Annotated in this window: 24 protein-coding genes; 14 read left to right on the top strand and 10 right to left on the bottom strand. The window is 40.8% G+C overall.

Annotated elements, in window-relative coordinates:
* Positions 1 to 61 precede the first annotated feature (61 nt).
* Positions 62 to 1771, top strand: a complete 1710-nt coding sequence (locus J5M87_RS09165) for an ABC transporter ATP-binding protein (RefSeq protein WP_154607556.1) — start codon at positions 62 to 64, stop codon at positions 1769 to 1771.
* Positions 1772 to 3535: an ABC transporter ATP-binding protein gene (locus tag J5M87_RS09160; protein ID WP_154607555.1), complete on the top strand. Its 1764-nt coding sequence runs from the start codon at positions 1772 to 1774 to the stop codon at positions 3533 to 3535. It begins immediately after the preceding gene.
* Between the two features lie 165 nt (positions 3536 to 3700).
* Here J5M87_RS09160 and J5M87_RS09155 read toward each other — a convergent pair whose 3' ends face one another.
* The 8 genes from J5M87_RS09155 to J5M87_RS09120 all read right to left on the bottom strand — a co-directional run bounded on the left by J5M87_RS09155 (position 3701) and on the right by J5M87_RS09120 (position 10916).
* Positions 3701 to 4705: a LacI family DNA-binding transcriptional regulator gene (locus J5M87_RS09155; protein ID WP_154607554.1), complete on the bottom strand. Its 1005-nt coding sequence runs from the start codon at positions 4703 to 4705 to the stop codon at positions 3701 to 3703.
* A gap of 80 nt (positions 4706 to 4785) precedes the next feature.
* Positions 4786 to 6684 carry a heparinase II/III domain-containing protein gene (locus tag J5M87_RS09150; protein ID WP_154607553.1) on the bottom strand — a complete coding sequence of 633 codons (1899 nt, stop codon included), beginning with the start codon at positions 6682 to 6684 and terminating at the stop codon, positions 4786 to 4788.
* A gap of 213 nt (positions 6685 to 6897) precedes the next feature.
* A complete protein-coding gene (locus tag J5M87_RS09145) occupies positions 6898 to 7191 on the bottom strand; it encodes a preprotein translocase subunit YajC (protein WP_154607552.1) in 294 nt (97 codons plus the stop codon).
* A complete protein-coding gene (locus J5M87_RS09140; RefSeq protein ID WP_154607551.1) occupies positions 7191 to 8009 on the bottom strand; it encodes a PTS system mannose/fructose/sorbose family transporter subunit IID in 819 nt (272 codons plus the stop codon). Before J5M87_RS09140 ends, J5M87_RS09145 begins: the two co-directional genes overlap by 1 nt.
* Positions 7996 to 8769 carry a PTS mannose/fructose/sorbose/N-acetylgalactosamine transporter subunit IIC gene (locus J5M87_RS09135; RefSeq protein WP_154607550.1) on the bottom strand — a complete coding sequence of 258 codons (774 nt, stop codon included), beginning with the start codon at positions 8767 to 8769 and terminating at the stop codon, positions 7996 to 7998. The genes J5M87_RS09140 and J5M87_RS09135 overlap by 14 nt, the downstream gene beginning before the upstream one ends.
* A gap of 14 nt (positions 8770 to 8783) precedes the next feature.
* Positions 8784 to 9275 carry a PTS sugar transporter subunit IIB gene (locus tag J5M87_RS09130; RefSeq protein WP_154607549.1) on the bottom strand — a complete coding sequence of 164 codons (492 nt, stop codon included), beginning with the start codon at positions 9273 to 9275 and terminating at the stop codon, positions 8784 to 8786.
* Between the two features lie 10 nt (positions 9276 to 9285).
* The gene (locus tag J5M87_RS09125) at positions 9286 to 10476 is read right to left on the bottom strand and encodes a glycoside hydrolase family 88 protein (protein WP_154607548.1); all 1191 of its coding nucleotides are present in this window, start codon (positions 10474 to 10476) and stop codon (positions 9286 to 9288) included.
* Positions 10477 to 10487: 11 nt separating this feature from the next.
* The gene (locus tag J5M87_RS09120; RefSeq protein WP_181351438.1) at positions 10488 to 10916 is read right to left on the bottom strand and encodes a PTS sugar transporter subunit IIA; all 429 of its coding nucleotides are present in this window, start codon (positions 10914 to 10916) and stop codon (positions 10488 to 10490) included.
* Positions 10917 to 11177: 261 nt separating this feature from the next.
* Between J5M87_RS09120 and J5M87_RS09115 the strand changes: the two genes are divergently transcribed.
* The 4 genes from J5M87_RS09115 to J5M87_RS09100 are packed head-to-tail and all read left to right on the top strand — an operon-like array spanning position 11178 to position 14332.
* Positions 11178 to 11993 carry a gluconate 5-dehydrogenase gene (locus J5M87_RS09115; RefSeq protein WP_154607546.1) on the top strand — a complete coding sequence of 272 codons (816 nt, stop codon included), beginning with the start codon at positions 11178 to 11180 and terminating at the stop codon, positions 11991 to 11993.
* 16 nt (positions 11994 to 12009) lie between these two features.
* Positions 12010 to 12651: an RpiB/LacA/LacB family sugar-phosphate isomerase gene (locus tag J5M87_RS09110; protein ID WP_154607545.1), complete on the top strand. Its 642-nt coding sequence runs from the start codon at positions 12010 to 12012 to the stop codon at positions 12649 to 12651.
* Between the two features lie 38 nt (positions 12652 to 12689).
* Positions 12690 to 13691, top strand: coding sequence for a sugar kinase (locus tag J5M87_RS09105; RefSeq protein WP_154607544.1), 1002 nt, complete (start codon positions 12690 to 12692; stop codon positions 13689 to 13691).
* A gap of 11 nt (positions 13692 to 13702) precedes the next feature.
* On the top strand, positions 13703 to 14332 hold the full coding sequence (locus tag J5M87_RS09100; RefSeq protein ID WP_154607543.1) for a bifunctional 4-hydroxy-2-oxoglutarate aldolase/2-dehydro-3-deoxy-phosphogluconate aldolase: 630 nt from the start codon (positions 13703 to 13705) through the stop codon (positions 14330 to 14332).
* A gap of 468 nt (positions 14333 to 14800) precedes the next feature.
* On the opposite strand, the gene J5M87_RS09095 is transcribed toward J5M87_RS09100, so the two are convergent.
* Positions 14801 to 15079, bottom strand: a complete 279-nt coding sequence (locus tag J5M87_RS09095; RefSeq protein WP_154607542.1) for a hypothetical protein — start codon at positions 15077 to 15079, stop codon at positions 14801 to 14803.
* Positions 15080 to 15475: 396 nt separating this feature from the next.
* On the bottom strand, positions 15476 to 18820 hold the full coding sequence (locus J5M87_RS09090) for a polysaccharide lyase family 8 super-sandwich domain-containing protein (RefSeq protein WP_154607541.1): 3345 nt from the start codon (positions 18818 to 18820) through the stop codon (positions 15476 to 15478).
* Between the two features lie 219 nt (positions 18821 to 19039).
* Here J5M87_RS09090 and J5M87_RS09085 point away from each other — a divergent pair, with 219 nt between their 5' ends.
* From J5M87_RS09085 to gltX, 8 genes are all read left to right on the top strand, one after another.
* On the top strand, positions 19040 to 19483 hold the full coding sequence (locus J5M87_RS09085) for a dUTP diphosphatase (protein WP_154607540.1): 444 nt from the start codon (positions 19040 to 19042) through the stop codon (positions 19481 to 19483).
* Positions 19484 to 19485: 2 nt separating this feature from the next.
* Positions 19486 to 20847 (top strand): DNA repair protein RadA, encoded by a 1362-nt coding sequence (gene radA / locus J5M87_RS09080; RefSeq protein ID WP_154607539.1) that lies wholly within the window; start codon positions 19486 to 19488, stop codon positions 20845 to 20847.
* A gap of 179 nt (positions 20848 to 21026) precedes the next feature.
* Positions 21027 to 21521, top strand: coding sequence for a beta-class carbonic anhydrase (locus J5M87_RS09075; RefSeq protein WP_067087142.1), 495 nt, complete (start codon positions 21027 to 21029; stop codon positions 21519 to 21521).
* Between the two features lie 429 nt (positions 21522 to 21950).
* Positions 21951 to 22706: a TIGR00266 family protein gene (locus J5M87_RS09070; RefSeq protein WP_154607538.1), complete on the top strand. Its 756-nt coding sequence runs from the start codon at positions 21951 to 21953 to the stop codon at positions 22704 to 22706.
* A 48-nt stretch (positions 22707 to 22754) separates the two neighbouring features.
* Positions 22755 to 23396, top strand: coding sequence for a ribonuclease P (locus J5M87_RS09065; RefSeq protein WP_154607537.1), 642 nt, complete (start codon positions 22755 to 22757; stop codon positions 23394 to 23396).
* Positions 23397 to 23561: 165 nt separating this feature from the next.
* Positions 23562 to 24008 carry a LytTR family DNA-binding domain-containing protein gene (locus J5M87_RS09060; RefSeq protein ID WP_154607536.1) on the top strand — a complete coding sequence of 149 codons (447 nt, stop codon included), beginning with the start codon at positions 23562 to 23564 and terminating at the stop codon, positions 24006 to 24008.
* 4 nt (positions 24009 to 24012) lie between these two features.
* Positions 24013 to 24696, top strand: a complete 684-nt coding sequence (locus tag J5M87_RS09055; protein ID WP_154607535.1) for a LiaF transmembrane domain-containing protein — start codon at positions 24013 to 24015, stop codon at positions 24694 to 24696.
* Between the two features lie 93 nt (positions 24697 to 24789).
* Positions 24790 to 26250 carry a glutamate--tRNA ligase gene (gltX, locus tag J5M87_RS09050; protein WP_154607534.1) on the top strand — a complete coding sequence of 487 codons (1461 nt, stop codon included), beginning with the start codon at positions 24790 to 24792 and terminating at the stop codon, positions 26248 to 26250.
* Positions 26251 to 26453 lie beyond the last annotated feature (203 nt).

The raw sequence follows: 26453 nt of genomic DNA, 5'->3' as shown, positions 1-26453 counted from the left end.
GATTGAAAGTCAAGGTTAAATGTGATACGATGGAAGATACTATGTATTCAAAGGAGTTTCTATGCTGATTCGAGCAATTATGAAATACAAATGGTATGCTCTTGCTTCCGTTTGTATGGTTTTCTTATATGTAACCAGCAGTTTATTGCAACCACGATTTTTACAAAATGTCTTAGCAGCTGTAGCAGAAAATGACCAAGCAGGTATCTATCAGCTAGGTGGCTGGTTGCTTGGAATTGCAGGTATGGGATTACTTGCAGGAGCTACTAATACGGTGCTTGCAGCCTATCTTGCCCAATCTGTATCGGCTGATTTACGAGAACAGATGTTCAAGAAAATCCAAACCTTTTCTTATGCCAATATTGAGGCCTTTAATGCAGGAAATTTAGTAGTGCGGATGACCAATGACATTTCTCAAGTGCAAAATTTGCTCATGATGACCTTCCAAGTCTTATTACGTCTTCCCTTGATGTTTGCAGGAGGGGTTTTCTTTGCCATTATGACCATGCCGTCTTTATGGTGGATTGTTCTGCTCATGATTATCCTCATTGGGGCAACGATGACAGTCATTATGGGCGTTATGGGACCGCGTTTTGGTCGCTTCCAGCAATTAGTGGATAAGATTAATGCCATTGCAAAAGAAAATCTGCGTGGGGTGCGAGTGGTTAAATCTTTTGTCCAAGAGAAAAAACAGGCAGAAAAGTTTGAAGCAGTATCGGACGATTTGTTTGCTTTAAATCTCTTCATCGGACGTGGCTTTTCCTTTTTAGAACCTGTCTTTATTCTTATTTCCTATCTGGCTATTTACGCGGCTATTTATTCGGTTTATGGTATGTTGGGACATAATCCAGAAGCTATTAATAAACTCGCTTCTTTCAATACCTATTTGATTCAAATTATGTTTGCCATTATTATGGTTGGGTTTATGGGAAGTAATGCTAGCCGTGCCATGATTTCCATTCGTCGGATCAAGGAAGTCTTGGAAACAGAGCCTGCTTTGCTTTATCAAGATGTGCCAGATCAAGCATTGACAGGAAGTATCCGATTTGATCATGTGACCTTTACTTATCCGACAGATGAACAGCCGACCTTGAAAGAGATTAGTTTTGAGATTGAAGCGGGTCAAATGGTTGGTGTGGTCGGAGCAACAGGTGCAGGGAAATCAACCCTTGCCCAACTGATTCCACGTTTATTTGATCCTCAAGAAGGACGAATTGAAATTGGTGGGGTAGACATTAAAACAGTTAGCCAAACAACCTTGCGCCAAACTGTTTCGATTATTCTACAAAAAGCCATTCTCTTTTCAGGGACCATTGCTTCAAATATCCGACAAGGCAAGCGAAATGCTGATGATACAGAGTTGGAGCGGGCTGCGCGGATTGCACAGGCGATGGAATTTATCCACCGTATGCCAGATCGTTATCAGAGTGGAGTTGAAGAGCGAGGGAATAACTTCTCAGGTGGTCAGAAACAACGGATGTCGATTGCTCGTGGCTTAGTTGCGAATCCGAAAATCCTCATTTTAGATGATTCTACCTCAGCTCTTGATGCCAAGTCTGAAAAACTTGTTCAAGAAGCCCTGAACAAGGACTTGAAAGGAACAACAACGATTATCATTGCCCAAAAGATTTCGTCTGTTGTGAAGGCAGATACAATTTTGGTTTTAGATGAAGGACGCTTGATTGGTCAAGGTACCCATAAGGAATTAGTTGCAACCAATAGCGTTTATCGGGAAATTTTTGAAACCCAGAAAGGAAAGGAGGAAGAGTAGATGAAAACAGCACGATTTTTTTGGACCTATTTTAAACAATTCAAGCTATCCTTTGCCATTATCTTCCTAGCCATTCTTCTTTCGACAGGTATGCAAGTGATTGCCCCTGTTTATATGGGAAAAGCGGTGACGGAGTTGACAGAGTTAGCTCAGAAAATGGCCGCAGGACAGGCTGTAGATCCTTCCGTCTTTTTTGTCACCTTACGGAGTTTGCTTGTAGCCGTTTTTCTCATGGCAGCTAGTGCTGTGACCTATGCCCTTTTGTTTACTAGAATCATTTCCTACTCAACCAATCAGATGCGAAAAGGTTTATTTGGGAAGCTTGAACGTTTAACGGTTCGCTTTTTTGACCAACATCAAGATGGCGATGTCCTGTCTCGTTTTACTTCGGACTTGGATAATATTCAAAATGCCTTTAATATGTCTTTGACCAACGTTGTAACCCAGTCTATTTTATATATTGGTATTGTCATCATGATGTTTGTTCAACATCCGAAAATGGCACTGGTGGTTGTGGCAACGAGTCCGATTGCCTTTGCTTTTCTCGTCTTTATTATCCGTATGTCACGGAAATACACAGATTTGCAACAAAAGGAAGTTGGTCAATTAAATGCTTATATGGATGAGCATATCTCAGGACAGAAGGCGATTATTGTACAAGGATTGCAGGAAGAAGTCATTGAAGGATTTATGGAACGCAATGCCAAGGTTCGACAAGCAACTTTCAAAGGGCGTATTTTTTCAGGATTGCTTTTTCCTGTTATGAATGGTCTTAGTCTTGTCAACACAGCCATTGTCATTTTTGTAGGGTCAACCATTGCCTTGTCTGACAGTAAGTTATCAACAGCAGCAGCGCTGGGCTTAGTAGTAACCTTTGTCCAATATTCGCAGCAATACTACCAGCCAATGATGCAGGTTGCATCCAGCTGGGCGGAAATGCAATTAGCCTTTACTGGAGCGCACCGGATTCAAGAAATGTTTGATGAAACAGAAGAAGTGCGCCCGCAGGCAGCACCAGCCTTTACAGAATTGAAGGATAAGGTTGAGATTGACCAAATTGAGTTTAGTTATGTACCAGGTAAGCCTATTTTAAAACAGGTTAGTATGGTAGCACCCAAGGGGCAGATGACAGCCGTTGTTGGCCCAACTGGTTCTGGTAAGACGACGATTATGAATCTGCTCAACCGATTCTATGATGTCGATGCGGGGAGTATTCGTTTTGACGGAAGAGATATTCGAGAATTTGATTTAGACAGTCTCCGCCAAAATGTTGGAATTGTCTTACAGGAATCAGTCCTCTTTTCGGGAACCATTCGTGACAATATTGCTTTTGGGGCAGATGATGTATCGCAGGAGATGGTAGAAACCGCGGCACGCGCAACCCATATCCATGAGTTTATTATGAGCCTGCCAGAGGGCTATGATACCTATGTAGATGATGAGCACAATGTCTTTTCAACAGGACAGAAGCAGTTGATTTCCATTGCCCGCACTCTTTTGACGGATCCACAAATTTTAATCCTAGATGAAGCCACATCAAATGTGGATACCGTGACCGAAGCCAAGATTCAATCGGCTATGGAAGCTATCGCAGCAGGTCGCACGAGCTTTGTGATTGCCCACCGCTTAAAGACCATTTTGAATGCAGACCAGATTATCGTCTTAAAAGATGGAGAAGTTATCGAGCAAGGCAATCACCACGAACTCCTCAAACTAGGCGGATTCTACGCAGAACTGTACCATAATCAATTTGTCTTTGAATAAACCAAAACAGCACCGTCGGGGTGCTGTTTTTAAATCGCTAAATTGTCTTTACCCCACTAACATCACCAAGAGGATGTAGCCGAAAATGGAGAGGCTATTGAAGATGAAGATTACAGTGTAGTGAATCAATGGTATTAGGTGAGCTTGTTTTGTAATGAAAGGGAATTACCCCATCGTAGACTCCTGCCAGTTGACGCTACAATCAAGGACTTGTTGTTTTTCTTCTTGGTGTCGTCCTTCAATCTGATCGATGAGAATCTTAGTTGCCTGTTGTCCTTCCTCAAAAGCAGGTTGGACAATGGTTGTAATGCTAGGAGAGGAAAGTCCTGTCCATTCAGTATTATCAAATCCCAACAGTCCTACTTGAGGAGCTGTATAGTCTAGTTCTTTCATAGTTTTGAAGACTAAAGGGAGTGCCCAACAGTTGGGAGCAAATACGAGTGTCCTCTGTTCAGGTTGAATTTCCTTTTGTAAAAACTGTTTTATTCGTTCTAAATTGGTGTGTTCGTCTTCAATGGTTAAGCTAGAGTAAGTATGGTTTGCATCGGCCAAGGCATCAATAAAACCAGTTGCTCTTTCGATACGAGTGCTTAAACGACTTGTGTCAGCAGTAATCAGTATGAATTTTTCGTATCCTTTTTTGATACAAGCTTGGGTGACATCGTAGACAGCATCGTAGTTATTGGTTTTGACCCAGCTTGTCCGGTGTTCGTACAATTGACTATCAAAGAAGACCATGTGTTTCTTTTTCTCTTCGATAATACGAGAATATTTCCGGAAGTTAGATGTTGGCTGAATAATAAAACCATCTACTCCAAGGAGCAACATACTTTCTATATAACTGTCTTCACTTTCTTGTTCGTAATTACTATTGCCTATAATGACCTGGTAACCGTTCTGGTTCGCGATATCCTCAATCCCTTTTACAATCTGATTGGAGAAGCTATTTGTAATATCTCCAATAAGGACACCGATTAAGTTGGTCTGTTTTGAATTGAGACCCCGAGCAACGATACTTGGTTTGTAGTTGGTTTCTTGAATCACTTTCTCAATTCGTTCTCGGGTTTCTTGCGACATTTTCTCATATTTTCCATTCAAGTAGAAAGAAATTGTCGTTTTTGATGTTTGGGCCATCTCAGCAATATCTTTTATTGTAAATTTTCTCACCAATCTTGTCCCTCCTAAGCACCTATATTATAACACATTCCTTTTTAAAATGAAGGAGAATAGGCCTGATAAGTGAAGTGTTTCTATGATTTGAGTCGGGAAGAGATTCCAGTTTGTTTGTCATAGACAATAACCTTTCCTCTCATCTTAATTCCGTCAACTAGACAAAGCTTTTCTCCCTTGAAGATATCATCATTTACGAATAAGACTAATTTGTTCCATTCAGAATGACGAATGTCAAAAGCAAAAGCACTTTCTAATAATTGCCCATCAGACTGGTAAACAGGTAATCTTTTTATGATACAATCTTGATTGGCTATAATCGTATAATCGATGATTCGGTTAGAGAATGTCTGAGTTTTGATGAGTTTTTGTCCGGTGACAAGTTCGTTATAGCGTTTCGAAATAAGAGTTGGCTCTACTTCTAGAGGAACATCGCTTATCAATTGCAATTTTCCAAGTTGTTGTGGGTTCGCGACAACTTCTGGGCTTACTATAAACTGCGTCGCAAGTGTGTGCTTACCTTGGCATTGGAGATCGTCAATAATGAACCACACCTTATCAGAAATCATGAGAATTTTTCGTAGATGTAAATAAGATTTAGCATAAGCAGTAGCCTGATAGGCTCCTTCTATGTAATGGTTGTTTAATTGAGTCTGATACTGACAAAAGAGGTGTTGGGGATAGCGATTGTAGGACCAAGATCCAGTAATATCCTCTGGAGGAGTTTGGTCAATGATACAACCTGTATGTCCCAAGGCGCTTTTCAAGAACATCCGTTCTTTGTTATCTTTGTAGGAATAGCGACCGGGATCAATAAAGATTGGCTGTCCTTGGTACTGCAAACAAAAACTATTTTGATCACTGTGTGTATGAGCGCTTCCCATCGGACCGTTTTTAAAGAAAAAGTAACTAGAAGGACTTTTAATACAGACATGTCCAGAATTGTTGAAAAAATGCGCTTTAGGCAGTAGTGGTTGTGACTTCCATTGTTTCCATTGTTCAATTCCTTTGCGCCCTAGAAAAAGAATCGTATGTAAATCGATAGTGGAAGATTTGGAGCATAGGGTTTCATCATTTAGAAAGAGGGCAGATAAGGTGAGAATATCTTGTGTCGCACAAGCATCGCTATCTCCTACAGCAACTGTTTTTCCATCTAGGCCAGTCATCATCTCAATGTAGTAGGCCATTTTCTTTAACAAGGGTTTCAAAAAAATAGCTTTCTCAGGAATCAAGATAGAAAGTTCTAACAAGGCTTTGTAGACTTCTACGTGATATAAAATAGACTGCTCAAATTGTGTGCCATCTTCTAAAATCTGAACTTGAATTTGTTGTTCGAGCTCTTGAACGGAAAATTGATATTCTTCTTCAATATCTAGCTTGTCGGATAAAAAATAGTAGCAGGCGATGATTGGGATGGTCTGTAAAATTCCCCAATTACTCAACGTATATTTGTCTATATAACTAGCCTTCATAAATTGAATCTGCTTCGTCATGGATTGGCAAATCGTCTCTAATTCAGTATCATGGATGACATCAAAATGAATAAGGAAAAGAAGGCATTTTAACCAGGTAAAGCAACGGATACCCGTGTCTAGTGTCCGAGTGGTGAGGGACTGTGGATGGAAGGTAGGAACGTGCTCAATCCAATGAAGGATAAAGTATTTGAGTTGTTGAATGTAGATTACTTTTTCTTCTACGAGGTAGCCTAAAAGAAGAGCGGATAGGTATTCCTGCCTATTGAGCATGTAAGCCCACTCGGGATCATCCTCAAAAAAGCTTTCCCAATTCAGGGGTTGTAGTCGATATTCGTGCGGACAAGGTTCCATGTCCCAGTTTCCATTAAATAAAAAACGGTTATCCATTAGACGCTGATTGGTCTCTTGGATTTTTTGATATTCTTCTTGACAGTGGTTGAGAATGTATTGTTGACAGAATGCTCGGTCAAAATCTTTTAAGTAATTCGTTATCGCTTGTTTCATAGTTCTTCTCCAAAGAAAGAAGCTGGGCAGAAAGCCAGCTTCTCTTACCAAATTTAGTAAAAACACATTGACGCAGTGGTTGATTGACAGGATGTTTGCTTTTTAAGTTACAAAGATTGTCTAATCAACTGTGTAGGGGGTGGTAGTAACATTATCTAGTGGATTATGTTAGTTTAAGCTCAGAAACTAGAGAGAGGACTCTTTTGATAGTTCCTAGTTCTTCCCCACTCCCCTTGTTTTACCCATAATACTTTCTTTTTCAACATATATTGTTACATGGTCAGCGATTTGTAAGATGATGAGCTCTTCTTTTATGGCTACAATTTTTCCATGTATTCCAGATAAAAGTAGAACGTCGTCTCCGACCATTAGGGAGGCAAGATAGTTGTGTCGTTGTTCCAGTTGTTCTCTCAGTAATCGTTGTTGACGAAAATGATGGAGAGATAATAGCAAAAGTGGACTAGCTGCTAATAGAATTAGTAAAATTGAAAAGATCGATAGATGCATTAGCCTAAAATCTTCAACCAGCTACCGATGATTCCGATGATAACGGTAAGGATAACAAGTTTATAGGTTGTCCATTTTTTCTTTTTGATGAGATAGTAGACAACTAATGTGTAAAGAGCAGGTAGTAGAGCCGGTGCCACTTTATCCAACATGCCTTGGATGCTGACAATACTTTGTTTTGCTCCCTCTTTTAGTTCTCCTGCTGCAAAAGTAAATGGCACGTTGATTTTTACAGAAGTTGCTGCTAATCCTGAGATAACGGTAACACCGATAATATTGGCAATGTTCGAAATGGTTGCCATTTGTTCACTTAATTTATCGATAACAGTCGTTCCTAGTTTATATCCATATAAACCAGTAGAGATTTTAATGGTTGTTAGGATAATATTCATCGCTAGGAAGAACATGATTGGTCCTAGAATCAAGCCGTCCCCTGCTAATGATGCTGCTATTGTGGAGAATAATGGAGCTAAGCAGAATTGTGATAGGGAATCACCAATACCAGCTAGTGGCCCCATTAATGCCATCTTGATGCTTCGTGTTTCTTCAGCAGGTCGGTCATTTTCGAGCATGACCAAATGTAAGCTTGTTACGAATGGAACAAAGTGAGGATTCGTATTATAAAACTCGCAGTTTTCTTCTAGAGCTTTATAGAATCCCTCTTTATCGTCTCCGTAGTGTTTTTTCAAGGCTGGATAAAGAACATTTGCATATCCAAGACCTTGGTAATTACTATAGTTAAATCCATTTTGTAGGAAGAACGCTCGTAGGGAAGTTCTTACATAGTCTTTCTTTTCTAATTTTTTAGATCCAGTCATCGTGTGCTTCCTCCTTCACAACAGTTTTTTCTGGTCGATGATAAAATTCAATCAAGGCAAAGATTGTTCCTACGAGAGCGATACCGATTGTTGGGATTTGTAGATAGGCAGCACAGACGTAGCCGAGTAGAACAAATGGAATCAATTCTTTCTTCGCCATAACAGATAGAATCATAGCAAATCCGATTGCAGGAAGCATTTTTCCAGCAACAGTTAGTCCGCTAAGTAAGACAGGAGGAATAAAATCTACAAGATGTAGGAGAGTATCCATTGATAAAGCACCTAGGCAACCGAGAGAAAATCCTAGCAAGGCAAAGAGCCAGATTGTAGCGTTGACAGACCATTTAAATCCTTTTAAATTGCGATTTTTCAATTGCTTCATGGCTGTTTCAGGAGCCCCCGCACGAATAGTGTAAGCAAAGGTTTGTAGGAACTGAATCGCTACAGCTATGGGTGTAGAAAGAGCAAGTGCTGCTTCTGGACTAACTTTTCCAGCGCTAGTAATAGCCATAAGGGTTCCGAATACACCAGGTCCGATTGGGTTAGGTGGAACGGTTCCCCCAGCTCCCACTCCAAATCCCATGTAAGCCAACTCGCCGATTGCTCCCATGGCAAGGGCAGTCGGAATATCACCTAGGATGACCCCAACTCCGAAAGAGAGAATAATACACCTGTTTGTGTAAATCCCAAGAAGCATCCCACTAAAACAAAATGCTGTCCATAAGCCGATCAAGACGGCTTGAAATACATTGATTGTCATAAAAGTCTCCTTTTTTAAATATAATCCAAAATATTAACAGCTGCAGCACCGTCATTTCCACTTGGAGTCGTTTGTGTATTAAATGTCACATGGTAAGTTTGACTTAATTCACGGAGGGCTGCCTTATCTTTTTCGCCGAGGAAGATAGAACGTGTGACCTGTTCTTTTCCTTCGGTATTATGAATGTTGCCAATGTTTGCTTCGGTGATTGGAACACCTCCTTTTACGAGTGTTAGTAGATCCTCTAATTCTTTCACAACAATAAAAATAGTTTGTGCAGGGCTAGCCTTATGAATAACATCAATAACTTTTTGAAGAGGGAAAAATCGCATCGCAACAGATTCTGGAATAACAGTTTTCATCAGGGTTTGCTGAATGCTATCTGTACTAACGGCATCATTTGCTACAATAACAGTATTGCAGCCCAGGGATTTTACCCATAATTGGCCTTGGCCATGGATGAGTCGCTCGTCTACACGAGTCATGATAATATTTGGTGTTGTCATAATTTTCCTCCTACCAGTAAATGGTCCAGTCTTTATAGAATCGCATGAGGGCTTCAAGATAATAGTAATCTCCCCAGATATTTCCTTCGTCTACTCCTTTTCCGGAGTGCCAAGAATACACACCGTGAAGAAGATTTGCTCCCCCAGGGATAGCTTTTTTGTTTGCATAATTTTCAATGAGAGAACGGAGCATTGCGTGCATAGCATACTGATAATGCTGCTTATTTTCATCCGTCTCAGGTAGGTATTTGAGCATTTCGTGGATACCACAAACAGCAATCGCTGTTGCCGAAGAATCTCTTACATGTCCACTACCATCGGAAAAGATAAGATCCCAGTATGAGACAAAATCTTTTGGGAGACGATTTAAGAAATAGTTGGTTACTCCTTTAAAAGCGTCAAAGCAATTCTCATCTTTTAGAAAACGATAAGTTAAAGGGATACCATAAATTCCCCAAGATTGTCCACGTGCCCATGAAGAATCATCGCTATATCCTTGGCGAGTCACTCCTTTTACTGGTAATCCCGTCTCAGGATCGAAATAGAAGGTGTGATAAGAAGAAGCATCATCGCGAACAACAGTATTAATAGAAGCATAGAAGTGATTGTAGGCAACATCATAATATTCTTGTTTACCAGTTTGCTCGTAGGCAAAGAAGAGGAGTTGAATATTTAATAAACAATCAATAATCAAGCGATAGTCTTCTTTTTTGCCAAGTTCTCCCCATGCTTGTATGAAGCCTCCTTTTTCTTGATAGCGTTCCATCAGCTTGTCTGCAGCTTTTAATGAAGCTTCCAGAGCCTGTTTGTTGCCATTTAATTTGAATTCACTCATGCAAGAAGGAGTATAGAGGAAGCCAAGATCATGGTGATCTAATTCAATTCGTTCATTGACTCGATTTAAAAAAGAGAGGACATTTTTATGAGCTAGTACTTGAAACTGCTCGTTTTTACTGTATTCATAGGCAAGCCATAATTCCCCTGTCCAGAATCCATTTGTCCACTCGGTATTGTCCATGATTGGGTAGACATTTTGAGAAGTGGCAGGAGTTGGAAAATTCTCCTGAAAATAATCTAGATTTAGCTGGAGTTGGCCAATCACACGCTGGATAGCCTGCTCTACTTCTGCTTTTGATAACAGTGGAACTTCGGCATATCTCTCTGGGTTGCGTAGTGGTTCAATTGTAATTGTTTTAATCATATTCTCACCCCTCAAATCCCATCGTCTACTGTATCGTCTGCTTGGCAATTACGAAATAGTTGTCGTGCATCTACAATTCCTGTTTGACCGGATGAAATAGCTCTTTCAACAACTTCTTCTAAAGAGCATTCGATTCGAGAAAAAGCGACTTCAAGTAGCATAGAAAGGTTCAAACCCGAAAGCACACAGATGTTTTTGGATTGTTGTTCGAGCATCAGTGTTGAAGCAACTTTGAATGGAGTTCCACCTAATAAATCACACAAGATGAGTGTTTGAGAAGTCTCCGTAATGGATTCTAATAGGTGGTCTTTGACTTGATCGGCAGACATATCTGCGACAAAATCAATAATATGAAGATTTTCTTGGGGTCCAGCAATTAGTTCTAGTGAACTTTTTATACCGGAAGCGAAGTGGCCATGTGCTACAAGTACAAGGTTAATCATAGGTACTCCTTTCTTTGAGTTTACCGGTTTACTTTATATCACTCATTTTATACCAACGGATTCTGCTTGTCAATACTTTTTTCAAAAAAATATAAGCGTTTACACAAAAAAGAGCAGTTCGCTAAAAGGCCATATATAAGAAGAAATAGCGAGTATTAAGAAAAAATAAAAAAACAAGGTCTATTTATTGACAAAACCGGTTTACTAGAATATAATTTGGATATAACGACTTTATATCAAGTGGAAAGGAAGTATCTTATGACAACTCAAAGATTTTCATTAAGTCAATTTTCTTTACAAGGGAAGATTGCACTGATTACAGGAGCTTCTTACGGCATTGGATTTGCGATTGCGACGGCCTATGCGGATGCTGGCGCAACAATCGTTTTTAATGATGTGACGCAAGAGTTGGTAGATAAAGGATTGGCTGCTTACAAAGAACTAGGTATTGATGCTCATGGTTATGTATGTGATGTAACAGATGAAGATGGCATCATTGCGATGGTGAAACAGATTGAGCAAGAAGTTGGTATTATTGACATCCTTGTCAACAATGCAGGAATCATTCGTCGCGTACCGATGTGTGAAATGAGTGCTGCAGATTTTCGAAAAGTGATTGATATTGATTTGAATGCCCCATTTATTGTTTCCAAAGCAGTAATCCCGTCTATGATTGCAAAGGGACATGGGAAGATTATTAACATTTGCTCTATGATGAGCGAACTTGGAAGAGAAACAGTTAGTGCCTATGCAGCAGCTAAGGGCGGGTTAAAGATGTTAACGCGTAATATTGCTTCAGAATATGGTAGTGCAAATATTCAATGTAATGGAATTGGCCCTGGCTATATTGCAACACCTCAAACAGCTCCTCTACGTGAATTGCAAGCAGATGGTTCTCGCCATCCATTCGACCAATTTATCATTGCAAAAACCCCGGCAGCTCGTTGGGGCGAAACGCAAGATCTAACGGGTCCAGCAGTCTTTTTGGCAAGTGATGCCAGTGATTTTGTCAATGGTCATATTTTATATGTAGATGGTGGTATTTTAGCTTACATTGGGAAACAGCCAGAATAAGGAGGAGAGAAATCGAATGAAAGTTGCATTAATCAATGAAAATAGCCAAGCATCAAAAAATCAAATCATTTATGATGCTTTAAAAGAAACAACAGATAAAAAAGGGTATGAACTCTACAATTACGGTATGTATGGTGTGGAGGGAGAAAGTCAGTTAACCTACGTTCAAAATGGCTTGTTAGCTGCAATTTTATTAAATACAGGTGCGGCAGATTTTGTTATCACAGGTTGTGGAACAGGTGAAGGTGCTATGGTAGCATTAAATAGCTTTCCTGGAGTGGTTTGTGGGCTAGCAACGGAGCCGACAGATGCCTATCTATTTTCACAAATTAATGGAGGAAATGCCCTATCTATTCCGTATGCCAAAGGATTTGGTTGGGGTGCAGAGTTGAATCTCAAACTCATCTTTGAACGTTTGTTTGCGGAAGAATCTGGTGGCGGGTACCCAAGAGAGAGAGCGGTTCCTGAGCAACGGAATGCTCGGATTTTAAATGAATTAAAAGAGATTACGCATACAGATTTACTAACGATTTTGAAGACGATTGATCAAGAATATTTGAAAGAAACAATTTCTGGTGAAAAATTCCAAGAATATTTTTTTAGTAATTGTCAAGATGAAGCTATTGCAGCTTACTTACGAGATGTGTTGGCGAATTAAGGGAATAAAGAAATCCTATCTTGAGAAAAGGAGAAATGATGCCAAAGTTATTGCTATTTGGAGAACCCTTAGTCCGTATTACGCCACTCGAATATGCGGAGCTTGGAGATGGCGTACTAAGCCAAACTTTTTTTGGAGGATCAGAAGTAAATATTGCCTGTAATTTACAAGCATTGGGGATTGATACGCGCTTACTGACTGCTCTACCTTCCAGTAAAATTGGCGATCGATTTCTTCATTTTTTGAGTCAACATTCGATTGATACGACCAGTGTTTATCGAGCGGGAGACCGTATTGGTGTTTATTATTTAGAGAGTGGTTATGGTTGCCGTCAGAGTGAAGTTTTTTATGATCGAAAGCATACGAGTATCAGCGAATTGACAGCGAATATGTTGGATATGGATGCTCTATTTAAGGGAGTAACCCACTTTCACTTTAGTGGCATAACGGTGGCAATTGGTTCTTCGGTCCGCCAATTGTTGTTAATGCTAGTACAAGAAGCCAAACGAAGAAATATCCGCATTTCAATGGATTTAAATTTGCGAACCAAAATGATATGCGCATCAGAAGCCAAAAGGGTATTTTCTAAGTTTGCAGCATATGCAGATGACTGTTTTGGGATTGATCCCCTTATGATTGATAATCAAGATATCGCGATGTTTCCACGAGAAAGTGCGAGCTCAGAAGACGTTCGACGACGGATGATACAATTGAAGCAGATATACTCTTTTCAAACGATTTTCCATACCCTCCGTTCAACAGATGAGTATGGAAGAAATTGTTATCAAGCCTATGCTTTGGGAGATTGCTTTGAAGAGTCCCTCATTTTGAAAACACCTGTGCTACAAAGGGTAGGTAGTGGGGATGCTTTTATTTCCGGTGCGCTATATCAATTGATTAGGCAAGCTTCATTAAAAGAAGTCTTAGATTTTGCAGTAGCAAGTGCGACCTTGAAATGTACAGTAGCAGGGGACAGTATGATAAAAAGTGAAGCGGATATTTGTAGTTTACTAGCTGGTAGACAAGATATTGTGCGGTAAAGGAGTAAAGAATGGGTAAATCAGATACGATAAGCACATTAAGGGAAAATAAGGTTGTTGTGGTCATTCGAGGGGCGACAAAGGAAGAGGGGATACGTGCAGCTATTGCATGTGTAGATGGTGGCATTAAAGCCATTGAAGTCGCTTATACCAATCAATATGCTAGTGAGATTATTCAAGAACTTCGTACGTTATATACAAATGATTTGAGTGTCTGTATTGGAGCTGGGACAGTTCTCGATGCTGTGACGGCTAGACAAGCTATTTTGGCAGGTGCTAATTATATTGTTTCTCCGTCCTTCCACCTAGAAACGGCGAAAATATGTAACCTTTATACTGTTCCTTATATACCAGGGTGCATGACTCTCACAGAGATGACAGTTGCGTTAGAGGCTGGAAGTGAACTCGTTAAGCTCTTTCCAGGAAGTGCCTTTGGACCGAAATATATTGCAGCTATCAAGGCGCCATTGCCGCAGGTTGGTATTATGGTCACTGGTGGGGTGTCTCTTGAAAATGCAGCAGAATGGTTTCAGGCAGGAGTGGACGCAGTTGGGATTGGTGGAGAATTCAATACCTTAGCATCTCAAGGAAGGTACGATAAAATTTCAGAGATTGCTAAGCAGTATCGTTGCCTAATTTAGAGAATGAATAATGGGACTGGGATTCAATTGTGATTTCATAGCAATCGATTATCCCCTCCTTTTTATTTTTAGGTTCGGGCTAAAATAATTCACTGGATTATTTTACTCCCACCCCCGCATAGTTGATTAGCTATCTTTGGAACTTAAAAAGCGGACAAAGATGGCAATCAACTACTGTGTTAATCTGTTTTGACTAATTTTGATAAGAAAGTCGGCTTGAGTTCAGCCTCATTCTTTCTTTATCATTGTTAAGCTAAGTAAGTCTGTGAATATTCCTAAAATGATATGAGCTAGGTGAACTGCTCGTATGTTTAGAAGCGTTACGATTAATCTGCCGGCCTGCTATTTTTGCAGGGTAGAACTTATTTTAATCGTAGGCATAGCATTCTTAGCATGAATGTAGAGTAAAACTATATATACATTAGAACAGCACCGCCGGGGTGCTGTTTTTAAACCGCTAAATTGTCTTTACCCCACGAGCATCACCAAGAGGATGTAGCCGAAAATGGAGAGGGCATTGAAAATGAAGGTTGCAAAGGAGACTAGGGGAAGAGTGACCAACTTTTTCACAATTCCATAGACAGTCAACATGATGCAGTAGAGCTGCAAGATGAGAAAAATAGAATAGAGTAACTGGTGGTGATTGATGTAGAAACTTGGTGCCTGATAAAAGGTAATGACCATGGCTAGGTCAAAGAGCCAGATGAGGATACAACTAGCAATAGCAGGACGAATCAATGCTTTCATGGGAGGCCTCCTTTTTGTAATGAGAATACTTATTAGTTTTAGTATACCATAATTTTTTCTTGCTATCCCTTTTTCCTCATTTTTTGCGAATATATAGTATATATTTAGATTATTTGAGGCTTTAGGAGGTAGACATCACTAGACGAGATGTTGATGCGCCTTCACTCTCTATTTTCTAGGCTCAGAAATAAGCTATTAATCTCCGACTTGTTGGAATTTAGTAAGCATGGTGTTGTTTTATTAGGATTTTTAACGATTGTGTCAAACCGTTTAAACGATAAAATCATGATCATCCGTCAAACGGGCAGTTTATTTGTCTCGCATTTTTGGAACGAGACGGACTGAAAGTCACATAATATAATAAGGTTGGGAAAAGGTACCCAACCTTATTATATGTTATGATTTATGTTTGAGCCATTTCAAACTAAAGATTCCTGTCACTAGTCCAAGGACTATGAGTGCTAGAGATGTCAGTTCTCCAGTTTTAGGGAGAATTTTTTTCTGAATAGTACCAGAATTCTGTTGAGTTTGGTCTGATGAGAGGGAAGTTGTTGTCTTGGTTGTAGAACTTGTAGGAGATTCTATTTGCCGGGAATCAGAAGAGGAGGTATCTGATGTCAGGGGCTGAGTAGGGAGGGAGTTTGTTGCTATAGAAGAAATGGTGGAAGTGTTTGTAGATAGGGGAGAGGAGGTAGAAGTTACTGAGCTGGATGCCGTAGGGATAAGTTCCTTGAAGACCTCCTCTGTCGGTGCAGATTCTTGTGTCTCTGGATTATAGTAGGATACCGTATAGCCACTAACTTCTTTTCGAATCATATACATTCCACGTTTAAAGACCTGAAATTGATCTGAGATAGTGGTAACGGAATCATCGTATTTTACAATTCCCCATATACCTTGCGTTGTGTCATAGACGATTTGAGTTGTTTCGTTATTTTCCCAAAGCCCATTCTCTAATGATGCAGATAAGCGTTCAAATTCTTCCCGTGTGACATTCGGAATCATCATGTAAGCGTAGGAATCATTGTCTACTGTGTGTGCTTGGTGAATAGTTATAAATTCGTTTTGAACAGGTGTGTCTGTTTGAGACTGGTTGATAGCTTTCCATGTTCCATCCTGTAGGCGTTTCATCATGGAGATAGTTGCCTTTTTAAAGAAGAAATACCCGATATTTCGATTGGAGTCTCTGGATTCTAGAAAGATGCTTCTAGTATCTTTGTATTCTCGGTCCTGATCTGAAATCATTTCAGGTTGATTATTGACATAAATAGTATATGGATTAGTAGGCTCGTTCTTTCGTTGGTCAATCGTTGTAGAGGCTACGTCTCCTGACGTGTTTTTGATGGCGCTACCCAAGAAAGCAACTTTATCTTTGAATACAAACCAACTCTTGTGAGCAGAGAGCGTTGTATTCCAATTGCTGAATTCCATCGCTGCAGCTGCGTTTTGTTCGTCTAATTTATTGATGCCTACAAAGCCTGAAGGAAGAATCACTTGTCCAGAATCATCTTCTCGAATGCCAGAAGTCTCTGTTGTTCCGGGTAGGGCGTAAGGATTAACAGTTGGCCAGTAGTTGTTGCTGTAATGACTTTGGTCGCCGTTGTAAAGGTAGAACATACCGTCCCCAGTATACCAACCTTTTCGATTTTCCTTATTCATCCCCTCGTAGTTTTTTGTACGACTTGAGAACATGGAGAGGCCAAATCCGAAGTCTTTATCAGCATTGTAATAAGCTAGTTTATCCATCTTGTTAAAGGCAGACAGATAGCTACTACGTGTAGAAGTTGGGATGCTACTATCGTTTAATAATTCTTCCATCAGTCGAATATCACGATAGGTTTTCAAATTGTGAAAACTATCATAGAAGGTATCAGATTGTACAATGGTTTTTATCGCCGATTTTAGACGCATTTTGGTCGCGTCATCAGACATCACAGCGATTCGATGAATACCACGCAGAGCTTCGATAGCTGCAACATGATCATTGCTATTTGTACGGCTAATGGAACGTCCGCGACTGAGATCCATCAGTTCTCCGTGAATGATTAACGGAAGAAATGAGTGGTCAATCCAATGATACATGACTTGTAATTTTTCGTCTGCCAAAGGTGTATCGGTTTTTTGGATAATAGGAAGGAGCTGAGAGAGCCCATCGATCAGAACATTTCCGTAAGCGCCTGTATAAGCTACATTTGTGTGATCAATATAAGAGCCGTCTGGATAGAATCCTTCTCCCTTGTCAACCAAGGAAAAGACTTGCTCGATAGAGCGAATTGTTTCTGAAATTTCTGTTTCGTCTTTGCGTAAGAGCCCAGCAATAATTTTGACACGTCCCATATCCACTAGATTTCCACCCAAAGCTTTAAATGGGTTATTAGTGGTCTGGCGGAATTGGTCGGAATGTGGAACAAATTTTTCAATCACATCTGTATAGCGGTGGATTTCTTCGTCTGAGAAATAATCTTGCATGAGTGAGAGGGTATTGTTGATTGCTCGAGGAGTACCAATTTCATAATCCCACCAATTTCCTACGATTTCTTTAGAAGAGTTATAGACATATTTATCAAGCCAATCGAGTGAAGCCCGAACTGTCCGAATCACGGTTTCATCTTGGTAATATTTTGAATGGGGATTGGTGACTTGCTTAGCCATTTCCTCCAGCCTCCGATAGGTTGCTGTAATGGTCGCAGATTTTTGATAATCGGACAAATCTGGCCAGAGAGAGGTTTGATCTTGGTCTGAGGAGATGGTAGTGAGATGTTTTGTGACATTCTCCTCCAATTCAGTATTGAAAGCAGCCATATGTGGATTGTTAGGATCAAAAAATGGATTTCCTACAATCATATTGTTCCAGTCATGCAGAAGTTGTGTATATTTATCTTCGGTAGAAGGTGAGACAGTAATCGGAATGGATTGAATCAGTTCTTGTTCTTTATAGACATGTACGGTTGTATTTCCTTGTTTGATAGGCTTTAGAATGTTACCTGTTAGTGAGGCGATGGAGGGGTCCTCAACTTCGTAGCGGTAGGGACTACTCTGTAAAATATGTTTTTTGTTCAATGGGAGATGAATTGCCTTTTCTAAGGTATCCTCGGAAGTTGTTCTGGAGACGGTTGTCTCTAATTTTTCGACCAATTCTACATCTTTGAAAGCGACAATACCAATTCCTGTTTCATAAAATAACTCGATTTTGACCTTGTCTGCACTGGGGATAGGCCGGTATTCCTGTTCAATAGTTTGCCAGTCATTGGTACCTGTTACTTTTGGAGAATGAGAGAGATTTTTATTAGCACCTTCTCCTTCAAGAATCCTGACGAAAGCTGTACCAGTTTTATCCTCAGTCATTATTTTAAAACGGAGAATATATTTTTTAGAAGGATCAATTTGGACAGTTTGGTGAACCACAGCACGTAAGGGTTCATCACTAGCAATGATAACACTATTGTCATCTGCCAAAATTTGACGTGAAGGAGAGGAGTTGATATAGTTTTTGTCAATCCAAGCTGACCATCCACTGGCCTTAGAACCAGTCCATGGGTCAGTTTGGTTTTCTGTAGCTGTGAAATCTCCATTCGTCAGAAGGTTGCCACTGGGTTGAGTGATAGAGGTGGTGGGATTTTCATCAACCCCCTCTGCTATGACAGGATAAGGATATGTTGTAAGGAACAGACCACTTAAAGCCACAGCGGATAGGTAGACAATCCTCTTTTTTGACAAGATAGTTTTAGTTGTTTTAGTCATAATAAGCTCCTGTGTTTGTATCATTAAATTTATATAGTAAACCGGTTTATATATTATATCAAAGAAAGAGCAAAATGTAAACAATCACAACAAAGACTACTATTTTGAAGAATTATTTATAGTTAAATCTTTCTTATTGTGATATTTTGTAGTCAAAAGTGAATAGAAATCCGAATATATAGTATAATGGTAAATGATAATTAGACTGAGGAGACAGACATGAGACAACGTGGTTTTGAATTAGTATCACAATTTACAGATGAGAACTTACTGCCAAAGCGGGAAACAGCCCATGCAGCAGGCTATGATTTGAAGGTGGCAGAGCGCGTGGAAGTTGCACCTGGTGAGATTAAACTAGTACCGACAGGTGTGAAAGCCTATATGCAACAAGGAGAAGTTCTTTATCTCTATGACCGTTCGTCCAATCCTCGTAAGAAAGGCTTGGTCTTGATTAACTCGGTTGGTGTGATTGACGGTGATTACTATGGAAATCCAGGTAATGAAGGTCATATTTTTGCCCAAATGCAAAATATTACGGACAAACCAGTCGTACTTGAAGTTGGAGAGCGGATTGTCCAAGCTGTATTTGCGCCCTTTTTATTGGCAGATGGTGACGAAGCAACTGGGACACGTACAGGTGGTTTCGGCTCAACGGGGAACTAAGTATGGCAAAGAAAAAAGCAACCTTTGTCTGTCAGAATTGTGACTACCATTCTCCCAAATATTTGGGCCGTTGTCCCAATTGTGGTGCATGGTCTTCTTTTGTAGAGGAAATTGAGGTCGCTGAGGTCAAAAATGCCCGTGTTTCTTTAACGGGTGAAAAGACCAAGCCCGTTAAACTCAATCAAGTAACGTCAATCGATGTTGCTCGAACTGAGACAGATATGGCAGAATTCAACCGTGTTTTAGGTGGTGGCGTGGTGCCAGGGAGTCTCGTCTTGATTGGTGGGGATCCAGGGATTGGCAAATCAACCTTGCTCTTGCAAGTTTCGACTCAATTAGCTAGTCGAGGAACCGTTCTGTATGTGAGTGGTGAGGAGTCCGCTGAGCAAATCAAATTGCGGAGTGAACGGCTCGGTGATATTGATAATGAATTTTACCTCTACGCTGAGACCAATATGCAAAGTATTCGGACAGAAATTGAGAAGATTCAGCCTGATTTCCTCATTATTGACTCAATCCAGACCATTATGAGTCCAGAGATTTCAAGTGTTCAAGGGTCGGTCAGTCAAGTGCGAGAAGTGACGGCGGAGCTGATGCAGATTGCGAAAACCAACAACATTGCGACCTTTATTGTAGGACACGTGACTAAGGAAGGTACGCTTGCAGGTCCTCGGATGCTAGAGCATATGGTGGACACCGTGTTATATTTTGAGGGAGAGCGCCAGCATACCTTCCGTATCTTGCGTGCCGTTAAAAATCGTTTTGGTTCAACCAACGAAATTGGGATATTTGAGATGCAAGCAGCAGGATTAGTCGAGGTACTTAATCCCAGTCAAGTCTTTTTAGAAGAACGCTTGGATGGTGCGACCGGATCAGCCATTGTCGTTACGATGGAAGGCACACGCCCTATTTTAGCAGAAGTACAAGCCTTGGTGACACCAACCATGTTCGGTAATGCCAAGCGGACGACAACAGGGCTTGATTTTAATCGGGCTAGTCTTATCATGGCGGTCTTGGAAAAACGTGCGGGTTTATTGCTCCAAAACCAAGACGCCTATCTCAAGTCGGCTGGGGGGGTCAAGCTAGACGAGCCAGCGATTGATTTGGCGGTTGCGGTTGCAATTGCTTCTAGTTACAAGGATAAGCCAACCAATCCCCAAGAGTGTTTTATCGGTGAAATCGGCTTGACCGGTGAAATTCGCCGTGTCAACCGCATTGAACAACGAATCAATGAAGCATCCAAGTTAGGTTTTACTAAAATTTATGCTCCCAAAAATTCTCTTGTTGGTCTTGAAATTCCAGTAGGAATTGAGATTGTTGGAGTGACTACAATCGGCGAAGTGCTGAAGAAAGTGTTTGGTTAAACGATTATTAAAACTGTATGGAAAGAGAATGCTAGTCTTTCACATGAAATGGCTAGCTTTTTGCTTTTCTTACCTATTCGGAAGTAACAGTAAAAATCTGCCTTACGAAGCCCCATGGCTGACAAATGCAAGGCAAAATGATAGTCTAGTATGAAAAATGAGTTAGGAAAGGAATGTTTATGTCTTATTTTCAACAGTTTATGAAAGCCAATCAAGCCTATGTGGATTTGCATGGGACACACCATTTGCCCTTGAAACCAAAGACCAGGGTAGCGATTGTGACCTGTATGGATTCGCGGCTCCACGTGGCACAAGCCTTGGGATTAGCGCTTGGAGATGCCCATATTTTGCGGAATGCTGGAGGTCGTGTGACAGATGACATGATTCGCTCGCTAGTCATTTCCCAACAACAACTAGGTACTCGGGAAATTGTGGTGCTACATCATACGGATTGCGGTGCGCAAACCTTCACCAACGAGAGTTTTCAAGCGGACTTGCAGGAAATCCTAGGTGTAGATGTGTCTCATCAGGACTTTTTGCCCTTTAGTGATGTAGAAGAGAGTGTTCGTGAGGATATGAACTTGTTGCGGCAATCTCCTTTGATTCCAGAGGATATTATCATCTCTGGTGCAGTTTATGATGTTGATACGGGGCGTATGACAGAAGTTGTCTAGTGAATTGAATAAGAACCTGTATTCACAGCTCAGCAACATTCAAGGCTTATTTTTAGCTGCTCATCGTTGCTTTTTTTCGAAATACAGTCAGTATTCCTTCAAAAAAGTGCCTTGATTATCGTAAAATAAGCTCCCGCTTAGAATGACTTCGCTTATGAATACGGGTTCTAAAGATTAGGACATCGTTAAGAACGGTCCAGTGGACTGTTGAAGGTTTGAAATAGGGATTATGGAGTAATCCTCAATTAACGCCAGTTCTATCTGCAGCTCCTTGCCTTGTCCTATTCCTTTCTCAATCCACTATATTGTCATGAGGGTGTGATGCGCGTATTCAATGAAAATGGAAAATTCATCTGCTATCAGGCTTGACAGGTTTTGAGGAAAAGTGTATACTTGTATTAAATAAACGATACAAAAGGAGGCCTTACAATGCCTGATAATCGAATGAACTATACTATTGATAGCAATATGCAATTTCCGCTTGTTGAAATTGCCCTAGAAAGAGGGGAAACAGCCTATATTCAGCGGGGAAGCATGGTCTATCATACACCGAGTGTAACCTTAAACACCAAGCTGAATGCGCGTGGTGGCTCTGGTCTTGGGAAGCTCATGGGAGCCATTGGTCGCTCTATGACATCTGGCGAGTCAATGTTTATCACAGAAGCTATTTCAAGCGCTGATGACGGCAAGCTAGCCCTTGCACCCTCTATGCCAGGTCAAGTCATTGCACTTGAATTGGGTACCAAGCAATATTGCTTGAATGACGGTGCCTTTTTAGCCCTTGATGGATCTGCCCAGTATAAAATGGAGCGTCAAAGTGTAGGGCGTGCCTTGTTTGGTGGACAAGGTGGTTTCTTCGTGATGACAACAGAAGGACAAGGAACTCTACTTGCGAATGCCTTTGGTTCGATTAAAAAATTGGAACTACACGGAGGAAGTATCACGATTGACAATGCCCATGTCGTTGCTTGGAGTAGAGAGTTGAACTATGATATTCATCTTGAAAATGGCTTTTTGCAGTCTATCGGTACAGGCGAAGGCGTGGTCAATACCTTTACGGGCTACGGTGAAATCTACGTTCAGAGCTTAAACATTGAAACCTTTGCTCAAGTCATCGGAAGCCATATTATCACAGGTGGTGGAGATGGTGGCGGAAAAACCACTTTATTGGATGCATTTTTGTAACATCTGCGGATAAGTAGAATAGATAGTGGATTGAATAAAGGAGTTTGTATGACCTTATTTCCTGCTCTAGCAGCTTTTCTTTCCTACCAAGGGGACAAATATATGGCACCTGAAAAGGCAGGAGAATTGCGTACCAGTATGCTTGAAATGAAAATAGTAGCTCAGACTGCACGTAAGGAATTTCAGCAACTAGCCCAGGCTTTTCATCGGTTTCAACCACATTTAGACATGCACCGTACGAGCCAATGGATGAACCAAGCCCAGATTGCAAGGCCTCATTTTTGGACCTATTTTCAAGCAGAAGGAGCTGTCAGCGAGCCGATGTTTGCCTTACGGTTGTATGGGGATCAAAGAGCTTATGGTATCTCAGTAGAGGTGAGTTTTGTGGAGCGCAAAAAAGATGAGCAAAGTCTAGCCAAGCAAAATCAAGTCTTACAAGTCGCAATAACAGACTCTCTTTATTATATGGTACAGGAAAATGGTGAAAGCAGACGAGTAGCAGGGACAGAAGCCAATCGTGCCTTATTACTTGAGCAGCTAGCTCAAGATAAGATTCGTAAGGTCTTGGTCAAGGTGGATGTGGATTTGACAGAGGCAGCCTCTATCGAAGCAGTCCTATCTCAGTTAGGAGAAGCCTTTGCAACCTTGCAACCATATTATCAGGCCACCAGAATGCCATTAGACGATTAAAAAGAAGGGAAGAAATGCCATGCTGAATTGCGGGCAGGTTCTTCTTTTTTATTTTCCTTGAAGATTATGACCACTTAGTGGTGAAAATGGACCAGTTACTGAATTGGTATTGTGTTTGAAGTGAATCCTGTTATAATAATCTGTATAAAAAATAAGGAGGGAGTTATGAAGATACGGATTGAACTAGATGATGGCCTTGATGATGTCGAAGTGGTCATCCGGGCTGCGAATCTGACCGATCAGGTAAACCAGATACAAAGCCTTTTGTCAAAGATGAATCAGCCGTCCTTGGTTTTTTATAAGGAATCGAGTGAGTATTTTGTCAAGCTGGAAGAAATCTTGTTCTTCGAAACAGATGGTGCGAAGATTTTTGCCCATTCAAAGACGGATGCCTACGAGGTAAAATTAAAGCTGTATGAACTAGAAGAGATCTTACCGATTACATTTTGTCGGATTTCAAAGTCCAGTATTGCGAATGTACGATCGGTGTACTCACTTGATAAATCCTTTTCGGGAACCAGTCGGATTCGATTTGCGGATACGCACAAGGTGGTTCATGTTTCACGGCATTATTATCAGTTATTAAAAGAAAGATTACAGGAATTGAGGTAGTCCTATGAAAAAGTATGTATTGGGAATTGGCTTGTTAACCTTGTCAGGCTTGGTCTTGTTTCAAAACTATTTGCCACGGTTTGATTTTTCAATTTGGAAAATAGTCTGGCTTGTCGTGTTGGTAGCAGGCTTGGTGAATGGTCTGGTGAGGAGAAGATTGTACGATAGTTTCTTCTTTGGAACTTGGTTGTTTATCTTGCTGAACAAGCAGTATCATTTTTTAGTGGTGGATACCAAGACAATCATTGTCGGTGCTATTTTGGCCTGTCTGGGTTGTCACATTCTCTTTAAGCCCAAGCGGAGAAATATTCGCTTTTTGGGAGATTTCAAGTCTGTCGCAAGTGGTGGAAAAGAAGCTATGGTCGAAGACGAAGACAGTGTAGCCTTTGGTAGCTCAACCCGTTACATTCACGACACAAATTTTGTACGTGACACGATTGATGTCGCTTTTGGTAGTGCGACGATTTACTTTGACAATGCTGTCATGGCTGGTGAGGAGGCGGTATTTGAAGTGGATGCTGCATTTTCAACTGTTCGACTCTACGTGCCAGCTACTTGGCTGGTGCAAGTCAAAGCAGATAAGGCTTTTAGCAGTATTCAGCAGGTATCTCCTCCTACCGTATTTGACAAGAAACTCGTGGTCAAAGCTGACTTGGCATTTTCGACCCTTGAAATTATCAGCTTATAAGAAATCAGCCCTTGCGGCTGATTTTTTGGCTCAAAGCAGGGAATATGTGCTATAATGGTGGTATTGAATTTTGACAAGGAGAGCTTATAGCAAATGACAAAACCTATTCGTGTGCGTTACGCACCAAGTCCAACAGGGCTATTACATATCGGAAATGCGCGGACGGCGCTCTTTAACTATTTGTATGCTCGTCACCATGGCGGAACCTTTTTGATTCGGATTGAGGACACGGACCGTAAGCGCCATGTCGAAGACGGGGAGCGTTCGCAGCTGGAAAATCTACGGTGGTTGGGAATTGATTGGGATGAAAGTCCAGAAACCCACGAACAATACCGTCAGTCAGAGCGTCTTGAAATTTACCAACGATATGTCGATGAGTTGTTGGAAAAAGGCTTAGCCTACAAGTCTTATGTTACCGAGGAAGAATTAGCAGCTGAGCGTGAGCGCCAAGAAGCAGCCGGTGAAACGCCGCGCTATATCAATGAGTATCTTGGGATGTCAGCTGAAGAAAAAGCGGCTTATGTTGCAGAACGTGAGGCGGCAGGCATCATTCCGACCGTTCGTCTAGCTGTAAATGAAGCTGGTATCTATAAATGGACAGATATGGTCAAGGGTGAGATTGAATTTGAGGGTGGTAACATCGGTGGCGACTGGGTTATCCAGAAAAAAGATGGCTATCCAACCTATAACTTTGCTGTTGTAATTGATGATTACTTGATGAGAATTTCCCACGTTATCCGTGGGGATGACCATATTGCCAATACCCCTAAACAGCTCATGGTCTATGAGGCCCTTGGTTGGGAAGCACCAGCATTTGGTCACATGACCTTAATTATCAATTCTGAAACGGGTAAAAAGTTGTCTAAGCGTGATACCAATACGCTGCAATTTATTGAAGATTACCGCAAGAAAGGCTACCTACCAGAAGCTGTCTTTAACTTTATTGCCCTTCTTGGTTGGAATCCTGGTGGAGAGGATGAAATCTTCTCTCGTGAGGAATTGATTCAGCTCTTTGATGAAAATCGTCTCAGTAAGTCTCCAGCAGCCTTTGATCAGAAGAAATTGGACTGGATGAGCAATGACTACATCAAGAATGCCGATTTTGCAACGATTTTTGAACTGGCTAAACCATTCTTGGCAGATGCAGGTCGTTTGACAGATAAGGCTGAAAAATTAGTGGAATTATACAAACCACAAATGAAGGCAGTTGATGAAATTGTGCCATTGACCGATCTTTTCTTTGAAGATTTTCCAGCTTTGACAGAGGCTGAAAAAGAAGTCATGGCAGGCGAAACAGTTCCGACGGTTCTGACAGCTTTTAAAGAAAAATTAGAAGCAATGACCGAGGAAGAGTTCAAATCTGAAAACATCTTCCCACAAATCAAAGCGGTTCAAAAGGAGACTGGTATCAAGGGTAAAAACCTCTTTATGCCAATCCGTATCGCTGTTTCAGGCGAGATGCACGGACCAGAATTACCAGATACCATTTATCTGCTCGGCCGTGAAAAATCAATTCAGCATTTGGATAATATGTTGGCAGCAATTGAAAAATAACAGAAGAGAGGCTGGACTCAGGTTCAGCCTCTCTTATCATACTGTTTATTCATATCAAAGTAATCCGTTTTTCATGTAAGAAGTCTAGCCTAGAAACGAAGTGATAGATTTTTTGTGAAGAAAACCGAGCTTAGAAGTAAGGTACGCAATTTTTTATGAAAAAACAGCCAACTTAGAACCAAAGTGCCCGATTTTTCATATAA

The organism is Streptococcus sp. zg-86 (assembly GCF_017639855.1).
Lineage (GTDB): Bacteria > Bacillota > Bacilli > Lactobacillales > Streptococcaceae > Streptococcus > Streptococcus zhangguiae.
The sequence above is the reverse complement of the archived record's forward strand: the minus strand, read 5'-3'. Positions and strand labels throughout refer to the sequence as shown.